This is a genomic window from Bradyrhizobium sp. ISRA464 (assembly GCF_029910095.1).
Classification (GTDB): Bacteria; Pseudomonadota; Alphaproteobacteria; order Rhizobiales; family Xanthobacteraceae; genus Bradyrhizobium.
The window spans coordinates 1,260,269-1,276,791 of record NZ_CP094526.1 but is presented as its reverse complement, the minus strand read 5'-3'; the positions used below and the strand labels follow the sequence as shown (position 1 = coordinate 1,276,791).

The window sequence follows — 16,523 nt, the reverse complement described above, 5'->3', positions numbered from 1 at the left end:
AGTTTTTTTGTTTGACCCGCTTTCTTCACGCGAGCCGGTATCTGCCTCGCTCGAAACCGCTCCGCTGTCCTGATCCGGCGCAACTGGTTCCGCGATTCCCGAACTTTAAGGTTCGTTAGCCCCATTCCTTAACCCGTTATTTACCGTGACGGGAAAAAGTCGGCAGCTGAGGCAGACGACCCGCGCAGAATTCGATTGTCTCTTAACCGGAATGCGCGGGGAGGCTGTGGGCGCAGGGTGTGGCGCCGGAGTCGGGACCGGACGGAATCATGAATTCGCGCGTATCGTGGAGTGTTGACGGCATCGATCCCTCCGTCCGCGAGAGGGCGGAGGCGGCAGCGCGCCGCGCCGGCATGTCGCTGAACGACTGGCTGAATTCAACCGTCGGCGATGCAACGCCGCCGGATTGGCGCGCGTCCTACGAGCAACGGCCGCCGATGCCGAGCCGGGAGAGCCGCGAGGTCGCCGACATCCACCAGCGGCTGGACGCGATCACCCGCCAGATCGAACAGATTGCGAGGCCCGTGTCGCGCGGCGAGGCCGTGCGCGCCGAGGTGCCGCGCGGCCAGCCGGCCGTCGCCCGGCAATTGAACGACGCCATTTCGCGCCTCGATGCTCGCCTCTCACAGATTTCCAGGCCGCAACCGGCCCGCGAGCCGCAGATGCCTGACCGCCCGCAGCAGGAGCGGCAGCGCCAGGCTGAGGCGGTCGAGCGTGCCGCCGCGCAGATCTATCGCCCCTCGCCGCCGCTGAGCCCGGCCTCGTTCGATTCCGCGATCGCGGAGATCGCCGCGCGTCAGAACGAGCTCGACGCTCCCGCGCCCGCGCAGACGCCGCCACGCAATGCGCCGCCGCAGGCCGCGCCCAGCGGACCGGACTTCTCTTCGCTCGAGCGGCACCTGCTCAAGATCACGAGCCAGATCGAGGCGCTGCAGCGTCCCGATCATATCGAGCAATCGATCGCTGCCTTCCGTGGCGAGCTTGCGGAAATCCGCCAGGCCATCACCGAGGCGATGCCGCGCCGGGCGATCGAATCGATCGAGAACGAGATCCGCTCGCTGCACCGCAGGATCGACGAGATCCGGCTCGAAAGCAACAACGGTAACGGCCAGGCGATCGCCGGTATCGAGCGTGCCCTGTCCGAGATCCGCGAGGTGCTGCGCACGCTGACCCCGGCCGAGCAGCTCACCGGCTACGACGAAGCGATCCGCAATCTCGGCGCCAAGCTCGACATGATCCTGCGCGCCAACGACGATCCGTCGACGGTGCATCAGCTCGAGGGCGCAATTGCGGCGCTGCGCGCCATCGTCTCCAACGTCGCCTCCAACGACGCGCTGCTGCGGCTCTCCGAGGACGTCCACGCGCTGTCGGCGAAGGTCGACCAGCTCTCGCAGATGTCGCGCGCCGACGGTCAGGGCGATGCCTTCGCGATGCTCGAACAACGGATCGCCGCGCTGGCCACGACGCTGGAAGGCCGCGAACGGCCGGCCGGTCACGACAATAGCGACGCGATCGAGAATGCGGTGCGCGCCCTGTCGGAGCGGATCGACCGCTTGCAGGTCGGCAACGACAGCGCATCGGCCTTCGCCCATCTCGAACAGCGCGTGTCGTATCTGCTCGAGCGTCTCGAAGCCGCCGATCAGCGCACCGGCAATCTCGGCCGGGTCGAGGAAGGGCTGCATGACATCATGCGGCACCTCGAGGCCCAGCACGCCCACATCGCCTCGCTCGCCGACGCCACCCGCAACTTCAGCGCCACGTCCGCCCCGCAGCCGACGATGGACAGCGGCATCGTCGACATGATGAAGCGCGAGCTGTCCGACATCCGCTTCAGCCAGGCGGAGACCGATCGCCGCACTCAGGATTCGCTGGAGACGGTCCACAGCACGCTCGGTCATGTCGTTGATCGCCTGGCGATGATCGAGAACGATTTGCGCACGGTTCGCACCGCGCCGCCGGCGCCCGCTGTGGCCGAACCGCGGGCGGCGGTGCCGCAGCCGGTCGCGCAGCCCAAGCCTGAACAGTACAAGCCCGAGCTGCCCAATCCTGCCCTCGCGCAGGAGCACTTCGCCGCCGCGCCGCGCGACTTCCACGCCGCCGAGCCCCAGGCCGCAGCCACGCCGCCACCGCTGCCGCCGACCCCGCCGCGCGCCATCAGCGAGATCCTCGAGCCGCATGCGGCGCGCGCCGCGATCGCGCCCGAACTGCCGCCGGATCATCCGCTCGAGCCGGGCACGCGTCCTGCGGGGCGCATGTCGTCGCCGTCGGAGCGGATCGCCGCGTCCGAAAGCGCGATCAGAGATCTTCCCGCCGGCAAGAAGGAGCCGGTCTCGACATCGAGCTTCATCGCCGCCGCGCGCCGCGCCGCGCAGGCTGCCGCCGCTCAGCCGGTCAACGAGAAGGCGGCGCGCGCCGCCAGCAAGGCTGCAGCGAAGGCCAAGGAGAAGGCTGACAAGGCCGAGAAGGCCAAGGCCGCGATCAAGGCCGGCTCGCCCGAAGGCCAGCCGTCGACCATCACCTCCAAGATCCGCTCGCTGCTGGTCGGTGCGAGCGTGGTCGTGATCGTGCTCGGCACTTTCAAGATCGCGATGAACCTGCTCGACACCGGCTCGGCGCCGCAGCTGCCTGCGATGGAAAGCAGCGAGCCGGCCGCAGCCCCGGTGCAGCGGCCCCCTCAAAACCTCGCCCCACCGGCGCCCGCCGCGCCATCGGCGGCTTCCGGGCCGTCGATGACCTCGCCGACCCCGCTCGACCGGCAGTCCAACAACAGCTCCGCGCCGAACACGCTCGACAGCGCGCAGGTGACGATCCCTTCGTCTCCCGCGCCAGCCCCGGCCGCTGCTCCAGTGGCGCCGCCGCCGGTCAATAACGACGTCACCGGCACGATTCCGGCGACCTCGGCGCCGTCGGCTATTCCCGGCAAGCTCGGCACGATCCAGATTCCGGCGGGCGAGAAGCTGCCTGACGCGATCGGCGGACCGGCGCTGCGTGCCGCCGCGATGAAGGGCGATCCGGCCGCGGCCTACGAGGTCGGCGTGCGCTATGCCGAGGGCAAGGGCGTCGCCGCCAATCTCGACGAAGCCGCCAAATGGTATGGCCGCGCGGCGCAGGCCGGCCTGGTGCCGGCGATCTTCCGGCTCGGCACCTTCTACGAGAAGGGCCTCAGCGTGAAGCGCGACGTCGATATGGCGCGGCGCTATTATGTGCAGGCCGCCGAGCGCGGCAACGCCAAGGCGATGCATAATCTCGCCGTGCTCGACGCCGACGGCGGCGGCAAGGGCGCCGACTACAAGAGCGCGGCGCAGTGGTTCCGCAAGGCCGCCGATCGCGGCGTTGCCGACAGCCAGTTCAACCTCGGCATCCTCTATGCCCGCGGCATCGGCGTCGAACAGAACCTTGCCGAATCCTTCAAATGGTTCAGCCTGGCCGCCGCGCAGGGTGACGCCGACGCCGGCCACAAGCGCGACGACATCGCCAAGCGGCTGGACCCACAGTCGCTGGCGGCGGCGAAGCTCGCGATCCAGACCTTCACCGCCGAGCAGCAGCCCAGCGACGCGGTCAATGTGCTGACCCCGCCCGGCGGCTGGGACGCCACCCCCGCACGGCCTGCGGCAGCGAAGTCGGTCAGGCAGCCGGCGAAGCGAACCGCGGCGCTGGTCGCCCACTAACGCAGCTCAGCCGGGCACCATCCCGGCTTGGCGGTCCTATCCCTCAGCAATCTAACCGTGTAGATAGGCACGCGCCGCACGAACAGCGCTTGCCGCTGGGAGGACCCCGCTTGTCTGCCGACGACCGCCTGGACGAAGGAACGGGAGTGCACCGTTCGTCGCCAACCGGTCCGCGCATCGCGCCGCCGCGCCAGCCGCCGTATCGCGACGGACCGCCTCGCGCAGCCGCACCTCGCCGCGCAAACGTTCCCCCTCAGCACGGCATTTTCAGACCTTCCGTCTGGTCCGTGGTGATCTTCGTCCTGCTACTGTCGGGTGTCGCGATTCGCGCCTATCGCGATCTGTCGCGGCCGGGCGCCTGGGATTATTCGCGCGAAACCCTCGTCGCGCCGAGCATGAAGTCGGCGGTCATTCCGAACGTTGACATTGACGGCTCGGGCCGAGGCCGGCGGGCGCTTGCCATCAGCGGCGACATCGGCGTGGCCAGCGCAAGCTGGCTTCACGATCAGCTTAAGAAGGCGCAACTCTCGCCGGGTGATGTGATCCTGCTGTCGTCCGACGGCGGCAAGTTGAACCAGGGTACCATCATGGGCGAGATCATCCGTGCGCACGGGCTCGCCACTGCGGTCGGCACGGCGGACGCTTCTGGACAGGTGCGCGCGGCGTCCTGCGCCAGCGCCTGCGTGCTGGTCTATGCCGGCGGCAAGACCCGCTACGGCATTCATGGATCGTTGCTCGGCGTCCACCGCTTCACCACGGAAGGGCCGATGCACGATCCCGTCGCGGAGACCCAGCGCACCCAGGGCCGGGTGCTCGGCTACATGACCAAGATGGGCGTTTCCTCCAGAATCGTCGAGCTCATGTCGCAGACCTCGGATATTCGCTGGCTCAATCCGAAAGACGCGTTTGCGATGAACCTCATCACCACACCGGTCGATCGGCCCTGAATCGATGTGGCCGTCATTCATCTGAAGCATCAACCACATCGGCGGAGCCGCGGCGACATGCGGCAAAAAAGCCGCCGGGATCGGATTCTTTAGTCCCTCCTCCGGCCGATTTCGGTTATGCAGGAACCTGGCACTCGACCCGCGTTCGCCTGCTCGTTAGCGCGCCGACCGGATTGCTCTGCCCGAGAATGCCCGACCAGGACACCACGCCGTGGCGCAGTCTTGCGGCTGACCGCGGCGAACCGAGAAGAAGCGACGCGCGTGCAGCTCTACCTCCCGATCGCCGACATTCCGGTCAATGTCTTCCTCATCCTGGCGATGGGCGCGGCGGTGGGCTTCGTCTCCGGCATGTTCGGCATCGGCGGCGGCTTCCTGATGACGCCGCTTCTGATCTTCGTCGGCATCGCACCCGCGGTCGCGGTCGCCTCCGTCGCGAGCCACATTGCGGCCTCGTCGTTCTCGGGCGCGATCTCCTATTGGCGCCGACGCGCGATCGACCCGCTGCTGGCCACGGTCCTGCTGATAGGCGGCACGCTCGGCACCGCGCTCGGGGTGTGGACCTTCACCTATCTGCGCTCGCTCGGCCAGCTCGACCTGATGATCGCGCTGTCCTATGTCATCCTGCTGACCACGGTCGGCAGCTTGATGTTCTGGGAAGGCCTGCGCGCGATGCTGCGCGCCCGCCGCGGCGGCGCGGTCACGCTGCGCAAGCCCGGCAGCCATGGCTGGATCCACGGCCTGCCGCTGAAGCTGCGCTTCAAGCGCTCCAAGATCTACCTCTCGGTCATTCCCGTCATCGTGGTCGGCCTCGTCATCGGCTTCATCGGCGCGATCATGGGCATCGGCGGCGGCTTCATCCTGGTGCCGCTGATGATCTATCTGCTGCGGGTGCCGACCTCGACCGTGATCGGCACCTCGATGGTGCTCACCTTCGTCACCATGGTGATCGCCACCATGCTGCATGCCATGACCAACCATCTGGTCGACGCCGTGCTGGCGCTGATCCTGATGGTCGGCGGCGTCACCGGCGCGCAGTTCGGCGCGCGCGCCGGTCAGAAGATCCGCGGCGAGCATCTGCGCCTGCTGCTCGGCCTCTTGGTGCTCGCGGTCGGCATCCGCTTCGCGGTCGAGCTGGTGATCCGGCCTCAGGACCTCTACAGCATCCGTGAAAGCGGCGGAGTCCCACCATGAGACTGTGCGCGCGGCTTGCGTTCATGGGTCTCTTCGCCGTCGCGCTGGCGGCGGCGCCGGCCCATGCCGAGCGGCTGATCGCGTCGGTCTCCAACCACCGCGTCACCGTGACGCCGAACTATTCCGGCGGCGAGCTCGTGCTGTTCGGCTCGGTCGAGAAGGACGCCAGGACACCGCCCGGCCGCGGCAGCTACGACCTCGTCGTCACCGTCTCCGGCCCGCGCGCCGACATGGTCACGCGCCGCAAGGAGCGCCGGTTCGGCATCTGGATCAACACCGACTCCCGGCAGTTCCTGCAAGTGCCGGGCTATCTGGCGCTGTTCTCCAATCGCCCGTTCGACGCGATCGCGTCCCCCGACGTGCAGCGGCGCCAGCAGCTCGGGCTCAACAACGTGCTCTTGATGCAGCGCGTCGGCTCCGACTATGCCGACGTGGTGCCGAACGACGCCTTCCGCAGCGCCTTCGTGCGGCTGCGCTCCGAGCACGGGCTCTATCGCGAGGCGACCTCGGCCGTGACATTCCTGACGCCGACCCTGTTCCGCACCGGCATTCCGCTGCCGGCGGAGGTGCCGATCGGCATCTACAATGTCGAGATCAAGCTGTTCGCCGACGGCAAACTGGTGACGAAAACCGAGACCGCTTTCGAGATCGTCAAGGTCGGTTTCGAGCAGTTCGTCGCGACCACCGCGCGACAGAACGGCTTCGCCTACGGCCTCGTCACCGCGCTCATGGCGCTGATGACGGGCTGGATGGCCTCGATCGTGTTCCGCAAGGACTAAAGCGCTGCCGCGACGGGACTGCGCTCCCTCCCCCGCAAGCGGGAGAGGTGCAGCGCGTCTGCCGCGAGACCGATTCAACCCAATCTCATCTTGCTCTAGCCGCGACGGTTTCCTGCGTCGATCTCCTTCCATGAATCCTCAGATCGGATTCCTCATCATGGCTCGATGACGGTGGCGACACCGGGCTCGAGAATCCGCAGCCGGCGGCCGAAGCCGAGGGTGTCGAAGGACATCCGCAGGTCGTTGGCATTCTGCCGGAAATGCGCCCAGCCGTCGGTATGAACCGGCACGATCACCGCATCCGCAAACGCGCGCGCAGTCTCGATCGTGTCATTGGTGTCCATGGTGAGATGGAACGGCCCACGGGTCTGCGCCGCGCCGGCGAAAGGCAGCACCACGCCGCAATTGAACCGCCGCGCGACCTCGGCGACGCCGTCGAACCAGGTGGTGTCGCCGCTGACATAGATCGGGCGGTTGCCTGCCCTGCTCGACTCCACCACGAAGCCGATGACATCGCCGGACAGCGGCTCGATCCCCGCGGGCCCATGCCGTGCCGGCGTTGCGGTGATGGTCAGCGACCGATCGCCCTTCTTCAATACAGTCGAGCCCCACGGCACGAAGCCCTCGGTCGTGCCGCCGAGCCGCTTGGCGCCGGCCTCGGTGGTCAGCACGCGCTTCGCCTGCTTCAGGAAATCGCGGCCGGCATGATCGAGATTGTCGGAGTGCTGGTCGTGGCTCAGCAACACCGCATCGATCTCACCGACGTCGCGCGCGCCGAGCGCAGGGCCGGTCAGCTTCTCCAGCTTGACATGCGGCAATTGATAGTCGCCGGGCGCATCGAAGGTCGGATCGGTCAGCAAGCGGAACCCGTCGATCTCGATCAATGCCGTGGGTCCCCCGATCAGGGTGATGGTGATGCTCATGTCACGCTCCTCTTGGACGATGCGGCAGCCGCAGGGCGGGTCACCAGATAAATGCCGAGTGCCACCGGAACGATCCCGAGCAGGTCGCGGAATTCGACGTGCTCGCCGAGCACGAGGAAGGCGAACAGCATGCCGAGCGGCGGCATCAGGAAGTGATAGGCGCTTGCGGCCGTGGCGCCACACACTTTCAGGAGATGAAACCAGAGCAGATAGGCGAGGATCGAACCGCCGAGCACGAGGAAGGCGAAGGCGCCGGCGAGCCGCGCGCTCGGCACGATTTCGCCGACCTTGGCGAATGCAAAGGCGAACGGCATCACCGCAAGGCCGCCGGCGATGTTCTGGATGCCGTTGCCGATCCACAGGCTGCCCTTGGGCGCCAGCAGCTTGAACAGGATGGTGCCGCCGACGATCGAGGCGAGCGAGGCCAAGGTGAACAGGATGCCGTGCGGACTGTCTGAGCCAACCGACATGCGATGCCAGACGATGAAAGCGACGCCGGCAATGCCGAGCAGCAGGCCCGTGACCTTGCGCCAGGTAAGCGCCTCGCCGAGGAACAGCGCCGCCAGGACGGCGGTGAACACCGGATTGGCCGACACGATCAACGCGCCGAGACCGGCGGAGACCGTCTTCAGCCCGGTGTAGCCGAGGCCGAGATAGAGTGCGTTGTTGGCGACGCCGAGCACGGCGAACACGGCAACATCGCGCCAGGTGAGGTCCCATTCGTCCCTGCGCAGCAACGAGATAGCGAGAATCAGCACGCCGGCGAGCGAGAAACGCGCGGCGAGCAGGATCAGCGGCGGGCAATCCGTGACGCCGATCTTGCCGGCGACGAAGGCGAAGCTCCAGAGCAGGCAGAACAGGGCGATCAGCAACGGCAGCGCGTTGAAGCGGGTGCGGGGCATCGCGACGGCGGGGGCGACTGACATGGGAGGGTCTCCTTTGCCCATGATCTAGGCTCGTGCTTTGATATTTGGAAATTAAATGATAGACTGGCATTCAGTTGATTTTCGAATGGAGGCTGCGATGCTCGACCTCGAGTTGCTGCGCAGTTTCGTCTCGGTGGTCGATGCCGGCGGCTTCACCCGCGCGGGCGAACGCGTCCACCGCACGCAATCGACGGTGAGCCAGCAGATCAAGCGGCTGGAGGAGGATGTCGGTCAGGCGCTTCTGATCCGCAGCGGCAAGGACGTCACTCCGACCGAAGCCGGCGAACGGCTTTTGACCTATGCGCGGCGGCTGTTGGCGCTGGCGGAGGAAGCGCGCGACGTGCTCTCGCGTCCCGGCAGCGAAGGCGCGATCCGGATCGGCATCACCGAGGACTTTGCGGCGTATCGGCTGACAAAATTGCTCGCGACCTTCTCGCGCAGCCATCCGAGCCTGCGGCTCGACGTGCATACCGGCCAGAGCCTGTTTCTGTATCGCGATCTGGAGCGCGGCGATCTCGATCTTGCGCTGATCAAGCGCGATGCCAGCGAGAAGGGCGGCATCGCGGTGTGGCCGGAGCGCGTGCACTGGGTCACCAGCAAGAGCCATCCGCGCGACATTGCGACCGGCTCGGTGCCGTTGATCGGTTTCGCCTCGGGCTGCCTCTATCGCGCCCGCGCCATCCATGCGCTGGAGAGTGCCGGCCGCAACTGGCACATGGCCTACACCTCCTCCAGCCTCGCCGGCATCCAGGCTGCCGTCGCGGCCGGCCTGGGGCTGAGCATCCTGTCGGAGATGTCGATTCAGGCCGATCATCGCGTGCTGACGGCGAAAGACGGCTTTGCGCCGATCGACAAAACCGAGGTCGCCCTCGTCGCGGCCCCCGAGGCCAGCCCCGCGACATTGCGGCTCGCTGACCGGCTCGCCGAGTATTGCGACACGGTGCAGGCGAAGGCGGCGTAGGGGAGGTCATGCCGTCGATCGTCCCGGCGAACCGCGGAGACGACATCGGAGATCGTTCCCGATTCAAGATCAAATAGCCAAGCTCTCGATGTCATCACCCGCGCATGCGGGTGATCCAGTATTCCAGAGACGGCGGTGCATGAGCCGAGGGGCAGCGGCGTACTGGATGCCCCGCCTTCGCGGGGCATGACGGGTGTATATGACGCGCGTCTACATTTTCGCGACATGATCTGTCCGAGTTTTGAATTTCGTTCCGCCCTCTCGTGATCAGAGGGCGCAGGGAAAGCCGGGTGCCGATCGCACCCATGGGCCCGGTGCAACAAAAAAGCACCGGGGGTAGGACCACAGGTGAAACCGGAGCAATCCCGGCTTTCCCTGCGCGATGGGCTACGGCTTATACGTGCTCTCCCCGGCGAGACTGGGCTTTTTTGTCACCGTCTTCGCAAAGCGCATCGGCACCTTACGAAGAGACACCTGCCACTAGGGCGTCAGGTCTGCACGATTTCACCGTCCGCTTCACACGTGCTCGTCAGTCACATGATCCACGTCCACCGCATCTCACCGCAACACTCGTGACGATCGCGACGCGCCCCTCAATCGGGTGAGACCGGCGTATTAGACTGCTGAGTTGGGTCAAACACGAAGCGGAATTTTGCCCGTCGGGGTGATTTGTCGCAGGGCGACACTCCCTCTCCGTCACACTCGTTCACGCAGGTGGGTAGAGCGAAGCGAAACCATCGCGGTCGCCGCGAGGATGGATGATGGGTTTCGCTACGCTCTACCCATCCTACGAACTGCGGCGTGCCCCGGAATGACGAAGGGCCTCAATAGCACCGCGACGCGGCAAAGGCGTGCACGCGGTTGTCGCCGAGCACATGCGCCATGAAGCCCGGCGAGCCGAAGATCTTTGCAAACGCGGCGTCGCGGATGCTCAAGCCTCCGGTGTAGGCGCCGAAGGCCGGCATCACCGCGCGCTCGCCGTCGCTGGCAAAGCAGCGGCGCTCGATCGAGCGGCCGCGGGTCGGCACGCGCGCCTTGGGATGCAGATGGCCGGCAATCTCACCGCTTGCCCCGGTCGGCTCGTGCCGGAACACGATCGGGCCGATCGCGACCTCGCTTGCGACAACGCCGCCGAGATCGGCGGGCGGCGCCGGATCGTGATTGCCCGAAATCCAGATCCAGTTGCGCCGTGCCTGCAGCGCGGTCAGCGCCTCGCGATCGGATTCCGACAGCCGCTCATGCGCATCGCGATCGTGAAAACTGTCGCCGAGCGCGATCACCTGGCGCGGATCGTGGCGCGCGATCACGGCGGCGAGCCGGCTCAGCGTCGCCACCGTGTCGTAGGGCGGCAGCAGCACGCCGCGCGCGGCAAAGCTCGAGCCCTTTTCCAGATGCAGGTCGGAGACAACGAGCAGGCGCTGCTCTTCCCAGAACAGCGCGCCGGAGAAATCCGCGAGCAACGGCACGTCCGCGACCGTGACCCTCGAAACGCGCATGTCGTCACTGTCTCCCGAAGCCTGCGCGCCTGCCGTCACGTCCCGTTCCCCAGAGTATGATCCGATTGAATCGGATCATACTCTTATCCTTTTGTTTATTCGCGTTTTCTTCACGCGAACCGGTATCCATCCCGGATCAAGTCCGGGACAGGCTTCGCTCGAAACGCTCCGGCGTTATGTCATCGCCTCCCGCACCAGTTCCTCGGCCGCTTCGGCCAGGAGCTCGTCGGATGCTTCGCCATAAACTGACTCGCGGCCGATTTCCAGCAGCGCAGGAACGGCAAGCGGGGAAACGTGGTCGAGATCCTTGTGGGTGATCCGGCCGTGAATGCGCGAGAGCATGTCGCCGAGACGGCGGAGATCGAGCAGTCCGGTGGCAGCATCGGCGCGCGCGGCACGCAGCAGCACGTGGTCGGCCTGGTGCTTGCGCAGCACATCATAGATCAAATCGGTCGAGAACAGCACCTGGCGGCGTGACTTCTCCTCATCGGTGAAGCGGCGCGCGATCAGGCCGGAGATGATGGCGCAGTTGCGGAAGGTACGCTTCATCAGCGCGGATTCTTCCAGCCAGGCCTCGAGGTCGTCGCCGAGCATATCCGGATGGAACAACGCGTTGAGATCGAGCTTGCCCTGCCTGATCATGAAGGAGAGATCGCCGACGCCCCACACCGCGAGCGCATATTCATTGGCAACGAAGCCGAGCGGACGGGCACGGGCGCGCTCCAGCCGGCGTGTCAGGAGCATGCCGAGCGTCTGGTGGGCGAGCCGGCCCTCGAAGGGATAGCAGACCAGATAGTGGCTGCCGCCGCGCGGGAAGGTTTCGACCAGGAGCTCGCGCACCGCCGGCACGCGCGAGAACTTCCGCTGCAACGACAGCCAGTCATGGACCTGATCCGGCAGCGCCTTCCAGGCGCGGCTGTTGTCGAGCAATTTGCGGACGCGCTCGGCAAGATAGGTCGAGAGCGGGAACTTGCCGCCCATGTAGGACGGCACCTTGGCATCCCTGTCATTGGCGCGCGAGACATAGACCTGGTCCTCGACCAGGGCCTCGTAGCGCACCACCTCGCCGCCGAACACAAAGGTGTCGCCGACCACGAGGCCTTCGATGAAAACCTCCTCGATCTGCCCCAACAGGCGGCCGCCGCGCGCGATCGCGCCGGTCGATCCTTTGCTCTTTCCTTGGCCGCCGGCGCGCGAGCGCACCAGCCGCACCTTCAGCATAGTCTCTTCGACGATGGTGCCGACGTTGAGGCGATAGCTCTGCCGCACCTTGGGATTGGCGACGCGCCAGCGGCCCTGCTTGTCCTGCTTGATGCGGGCGAAGCGCTCATAGGTCTTCAGTGCGTAGCCACCGGTCGCGACGAACTCGACGACGTCGTCGAAATCCGCGCGCGCGAGATTGGCATACGGCGCTGCCGTCAACACCTCGGCATAAAGTTCATCCGACAGGAACGGCTCGCCGCAGGCGCAGCCGAGCACGTGCTGGGCCAGCACGTCGAGCGCGCCGGAGCGCAGCGGTGGCGTGTCCTGCGCATTCTCGGCGATCGCGTCGATCGCGACGGAACATTCCAGCACCTCGAAGCGATTGGCCGGCACCAGCACGGCACGCGAAGCCTCGTCGAAGCGGTGATTGGCGCGGCCGATCCGCTGCATCAGCCGCGACGAGCCCTTCGGCGCGCCGATGTTGATGACGAGGTCGACGTCGCCCCAGTCGACGCCGAGGTCGAGCGAGGAGGTGCAGACCACGCCGCGCAGGCGGCCGGCAGCCATCGCGTCCTCGACCTTGCGGCGCTGCGCGACGTCGAGCGAGCCGTGATGCAGCGCGATCGCAAGCCCATCGTCGTTCATGCGCCAGAGATCCTGGAACAGCATCTCGGCCTGGCTGCGCGTGTTGACGAACACCAGTGTGGTCTTGTTGCGCTTGATCAGCTCGTACACCTCGGGCAGCGCATGACGTGCACTGTGGCCGGACCACGGCAGCCGTTCTCTGGTGTCGAGCATCTCGACGATCGGCGGCGCCGCGCCGCCGGCGGTGACGACGTCGGCGGATACGCTCGCACTGCCCGGCTGCGGCACCAGGAAGCGTGCGAGCTGCTCAGGCTCGGCGACCGTCGCCGAGAGCCCGATGGCGCGCACCTGCGGGGCGATTTTCCAGAGCCGTGCGAGCCCGAGCGAGAGCAGATCGCCGCGCTTCGAAGTGACCAGCGCATGCAGCTCGTCGAGCACGACGCGCTTCAGCGAGGCGAACAGATAGGGCGCATCATCGGACGCTAGCAGCAGCGCCAGCTGCTCGGGCGTGGTGAGCAGGATATCCGGCGGATAGCGCCGCTGCCGCTGCCGCCGCGACACCGGCGTGTCACCGGTGCGGGTCTCGATCCTGATCGGCAACCCCATCTCGGCAACCGGCGTTTCCAGGTTGCGCGCGATGTCGACGGCCAGTGCCTTCAGCGGCGAGATGTAGAGCGTGTGCAGCCCGCCGGTGCGACGGACCGAGCGGCCAGTGGAGATGAGCGTTGGGCGCGATTTCGCCGATTCAGCTTCTTCTCCACTTGCGAGATCATCAGGCTCCCTCCCCCTGAAAGGGGGAGGGTTGGGGTGGGGGTCAGCCGCTTGCTCCGTGCCTGCGGCTGACCCCCACCCGTCGCGCTCGGCCGCGCTGCCGCGCGCCGATACGCGCCGACCTCCCCCTTTCAGGGGGAGGTGAGCAGGAACACCGAGGTCAGATTCTTCTCCGCTCAACTCCACCAATGTCGGCAAGAATCCCGCCAGCGTCTTGCCGGCGCCGGTCGGCGCAATCAGCAGCGCCGAGCGCTGCTCGCGCGCCCTGGCTAGTAGCGCAAGCTGATGCTCGCGCGGCGACCAGCCACGAGAAGTGAACCAGTCGCGAAACCGGCGCGGCAGCGGGTGGGCCGTTTCCGACGGCGTGACGGTGAAGAGATCGAGCGTCGACACGCCCAAGAGGTAAGCGGTTCAGGCGGCTTCGTCGAGGGTTGCGTGAAAATGGCAGCAGATGGCAGGGGCGAAGCTTCATTCGCTCCCTCTCCCCGTTCTTACGGGGAGAGGGTCGGGGTGAGGGGCTGCTTCGGCGAGCGCTCAGCGTGGTGAGACCTGTACCCCCTCACCCGGATCGCATCTCCTGATGCGATCCGACCTCTCCCCGCAAGCGGGGCGAGGTTGAAGCCCCCGCGAAGAGCAGGGAGAGGCAGAGCATCGAGCGAGACTAGAGTCCCTCCCTACTCCGTCATCGGGCGGCCGGAGAGATCCCAATCCTTGCCGTTGAAGATCGCGATGTAGAGCGTCTTCATCGGCGTGTAGTCGTCGGGCGTGTAGGCGTAGTCGATGCCGTCGAGGAAATAGGGCGAGTGGAAGCCGGCGAGCGTCGCGGCGTGCTTCAGCACGTTGGCGCGGGTCAGGTCGTCGCCGCAGCGGCGCAGGATTTCCGCCATCGTCGCCGCCTGGCCGTAGCCGGCGAAGGCGATGGTGTTGTCGGGATCGATGTTCGGCAGGTACTTCTTGCGCAGCTCCTCGAACGCGATCACGTCGGCGTCCTTCTCGTAGCGGGGCACGCCGACTTCCTTGTTGTAGCGGATCGCGACGATGTCCTTGGCGTTCTCCAGCCCCGCGGCGCTGAGGATCGAGCGGCCGGTTGAGCCCGCCGACAACAGCTGCAGCGGCTTCCAGCCGAGCTCGGCCACTTTCCGGATCGACTGCGACGTCGCCTTGCCGGTGGTGATGTTGTAGAAAACGTCGGCGCCCGACTTCGAGAGATTGATGAGCTGGGAATCGACCGTCGGATCGGTGAGATCGTAGGTCTGCTCCATGATCACCTTCGCGGTGCCGCCGGCATCGGCCAGCACCTTCTTGAAGGGACCGAGGAAGTCGCGGCCGAAGTCATCGTTCTGGTAGAGGATGCCGACCTTGGCGTTCGGCTTCACGCTGACGACGTGCTTGGCCAGGATGCGGGCTTCCGTCGGATAGAGCGGCAGGCCCGCCATGGTCCACTTGAAATTCTTCGGATCATTCCACTTCGAGGCGCCGGTGTTCAACAACAATTGAGGCACGCCCTTCGAATTGAGGTATTTGTGCACGGCGGTCTGCGGTGCGGTGCCGAGCGAGCCGTAGAGCGCCAGCACCTCCTCCTGCTCGACCAGCCGTCGCGTCGCCTCGACGCATTTCGGCGCGCTGTAGGCGTCGTCCATAGTGAAGAATTTCACCTTGCGGCCGTTGATGCCGCCCTTCTCGTTCAGCATCTGGAAATAGGCTTCGCCGACGCGCCCCAACACGCCATAGAGCGAGCCTGGACCGGAATGCGGCACGGTCTGGCCGAGCTTTATCTCGGTGTCGCTCGCGCCGGGATCATATTTCTTGTCTGCGGCCCGGACGAAAGGCGCCGGCAGGACGGAGGCTGCTATGGCCGACAACGCGGTGGCGCCGAACTCGCGCCGTGTTTGCTTCTTCATTTTGGTTTTCTCTCCCTGGAGCGAAAGCTCTCGCATTCCGCTTCGCGCCGGGCAAGCGAGAAGTGGCGAGCTCGCGACGCAATGCCGCGCGACGGCAAATGTGTAGCGTGTAGACTCAAGTTGTGAGACGCGAACACGGTTCTCTTTTCCCTTCTCCCCTTGTGGGAGAAGGTGAAAGCGTCACGGCTTGATCGCGACGGCGACGAGTCCGGGGGCCGGGTTATTGTCTTCGTTGCGGGCGGAGAGATCTTCGAGCTGTACCAGTGTCAGCCCCGCGGCGGCAACGGACGCGCGCACGTAAGACCCGCTGTGCGCGTAGCGCAGGCCTTCACCGACGATCACGTCCTCGCCGTCATGGGTCTCGGTGGTGAAGGCCAGCACGCCGCCGGCGACCAGCACGCGCCTTGCCTCCGCGAGCACAGGTGCGAGATCGGCGACGTAGACCATCGCATCGGTGGCGAGGACCAGTTCGGCGCTGGCATCGGGCTTACTGCGAATGCCCTGCAGCATGTCGTCGACCTCGAGCTCGGCATAGTGCCCGGTGGCCCGTGCCTTCTCGACCATGCGCGGCGACAGATCGATGCCGATGAAGCGGTCGACGTTCTTCGCGAAGGCGCCGGCCGCGAGCCCGGTGCCGCAGCCGAGATCGATCGCACGCTTGAAGAAGGCGGGCTTTTTGGCAGCCGCCCGCACCGAGAGTACCGCCTTGAACAGCAGCGCCGGGCCGCGATAGCCGAGATCGCCGACCAGCGCGGCCTCGAAGCGCGGCGCATATTGGTCGAACAAGGTCTGCACATAGGCCGGCGGCATCGACGCCACGGCCTCCGCACCGAGATGCATCAGACGCAGGCCCGCGCCGTGACGATCCTCAGGATCGGCATCGCGCGCGGCACGAAAGGCCGCGATCGCCGCCTTATCCCGGCCAAGCTGCCGGTGGATCTCGCCGAGGGTGAACCAGGCGGAGGCGAATTTCGGCGCGATCTCGATCGCCTGCTCGAGCAGGTCGGCGGCGGCGGGCAGATCGCCCTTCAATTGCAGGTCGCGCGCGAACTCGAAGCGACGGTCGGCAACGAGATCGCCGGAGGTCAGGAACAGGCGCAGAGGCATTTCGTCTAAAGAAACCAATCTTGCCATGGCCTGATGCCGGTCCACACCCGTTCGGGGAGACCCGG

Annotated in this window: 11 protein-coding genes; 5 read left to right on the top strand and 6 right to left on the bottom strand. The window is 66.4% G+C overall.

Features of this window, described 5'->3' with window-relative positions; genetic code table 11:
- The first annotated feature begins 269 nt into the window (after positions 1 to 269).
- The 4 genes from MTX19_RS05930 (at position 270) to MTX19_RS05915 (ending at position 6,585) form a co-directional block, all read left to right on the top strand.
- A complete protein-coding gene (locus tag MTX19_RS05930) occupies positions 270 to 3,668 on the top strand; it encodes a hypothetical protein (protein WP_280982828.1) in 3,399 nt (1,132 codons plus the stop codon).
- Positions 3,669 to 3,778: 110 nt separating this feature from the next.
- Complete coding sequence (locus tag MTX19_RS05925) at positions 3,779 to 4,615, top strand: hypothetical protein (RefSeq protein WP_280985883.1); 837 nt, start codon at positions 3,779 to 3,781, stop codon at positions 4,613 to 4,615.
- Positions 4,616 to 4,876: 261 nt separating this feature from the next.
- Positions 4,877 to 5,806, top strand: coding sequence for a sulfite exporter TauE/SafE family protein (locus MTX19_RS05920; RefSeq protein ID WP_280982826.1), 930 nt, complete (start codon positions 4,877 to 4,879; stop codon positions 5,804 to 5,806).
- Positions 5,803 to 6,585 carry a TIGR02186 family protein gene (locus tag MTX19_RS05915; protein ID WP_280982825.1) on the top strand — a complete coding sequence of 261 codons (783 nt, stop codon included), beginning with the start codon at positions 5,803 to 5,805 and terminating at the stop codon, positions 6,583 to 6,585. Before MTX19_RS05920 ends, MTX19_RS05915 begins: the two co-directional genes overlap by 4 nt.
- A gap of 155 nt (positions 6,586 to 6,740) precedes the next feature.
- Here the strand turns inward: MTX19_RS05915 and MTX19_RS05910 are convergent, their stop codons facing one another.
- Both MTX19_RS05910 and MTX19_RS05905 read right to left on the bottom strand, forming a co-directional pair.
- Entirely contained in the window at positions 6,741 to 7,508 is a 768-nt protein-coding gene (locus MTX19_RS05910; RefSeq protein ID WP_280982824.1) for an MBL fold metallo-hydrolase, read from the bottom strand.
- Positions 7,505 to 8,434 (bottom strand): DMT family transporter, encoded by a 930-nt coding sequence (locus MTX19_RS05905; RefSeq protein WP_280982823.1) that lies wholly within the window; start codon positions 8,432 to 8,434, stop codon positions 7,505 to 7,507. The genes MTX19_RS05910 and MTX19_RS05905 overlap by 4 nt, the downstream gene beginning before the upstream one ends.
- A 97-nt stretch (positions 8,435 to 8,531) precedes the next feature.
- Between MTX19_RS05905 and MTX19_RS05900 the strand changes: the two genes are divergently transcribed.
- Entirely contained in the window at positions 8,532 to 9,395 is an 864-nt protein-coding gene (locus tag MTX19_RS05900) for a LysR family transcriptional regulator (RefSeq protein WP_280982822.1), read from the top strand.
- Positions 9,396 to 10,219: 824 nt separating this feature from the next.
- Here the strand turns inward: MTX19_RS05900 and pdeM are convergent.
- From pdeM to MTX19_RS05880, 4 genes are all read right to left on the bottom strand, one after another.
- Positions 10,220 to 10,891 carry a ligase-associated DNA damage response endonuclease PdeM gene (gene pdeM, locus MTX19_RS05895; RefSeq protein WP_280982821.1) on the bottom strand — a complete coding sequence of 224 codons (672 nt, stop codon included), beginning with the start codon at positions 10,889 to 10,891 and terminating at the stop codon, positions 10,220 to 10,222.
- Between the two features lie 174 nt (positions 10,892 to 11,065).
- Positions 11,066 to 13,843, bottom strand: a complete 2,778-nt coding sequence (locus MTX19_RS05890; RefSeq protein ID WP_280986162.1) for a ligase-associated DNA damage response DEXH box helicase — start codon at positions 13,841 to 13,843, stop codon at positions 11,066 to 11,068.
- Between the two features lie 281 nt (positions 13,844 to 14,124).
- Entirely contained in the window at positions 14,125 to 15,351 is a 1,227-nt protein-coding gene (locus MTX19_RS05885) for an ABC transporter substrate-binding protein (RefSeq protein WP_280985882.1), read from the bottom strand.
- 180 nt (positions 15,352 to 15,531) lie between these two features.
- Entirely contained in the window at positions 15,532 to 16,458 is a 927-nt protein-coding gene (locus MTX19_RS05880) for a methyltransferase domain-containing protein (protein WP_280982819.1), read from the bottom strand.
- Positions 16,459 to 16,523: the final 65 nt, after the last annotated feature.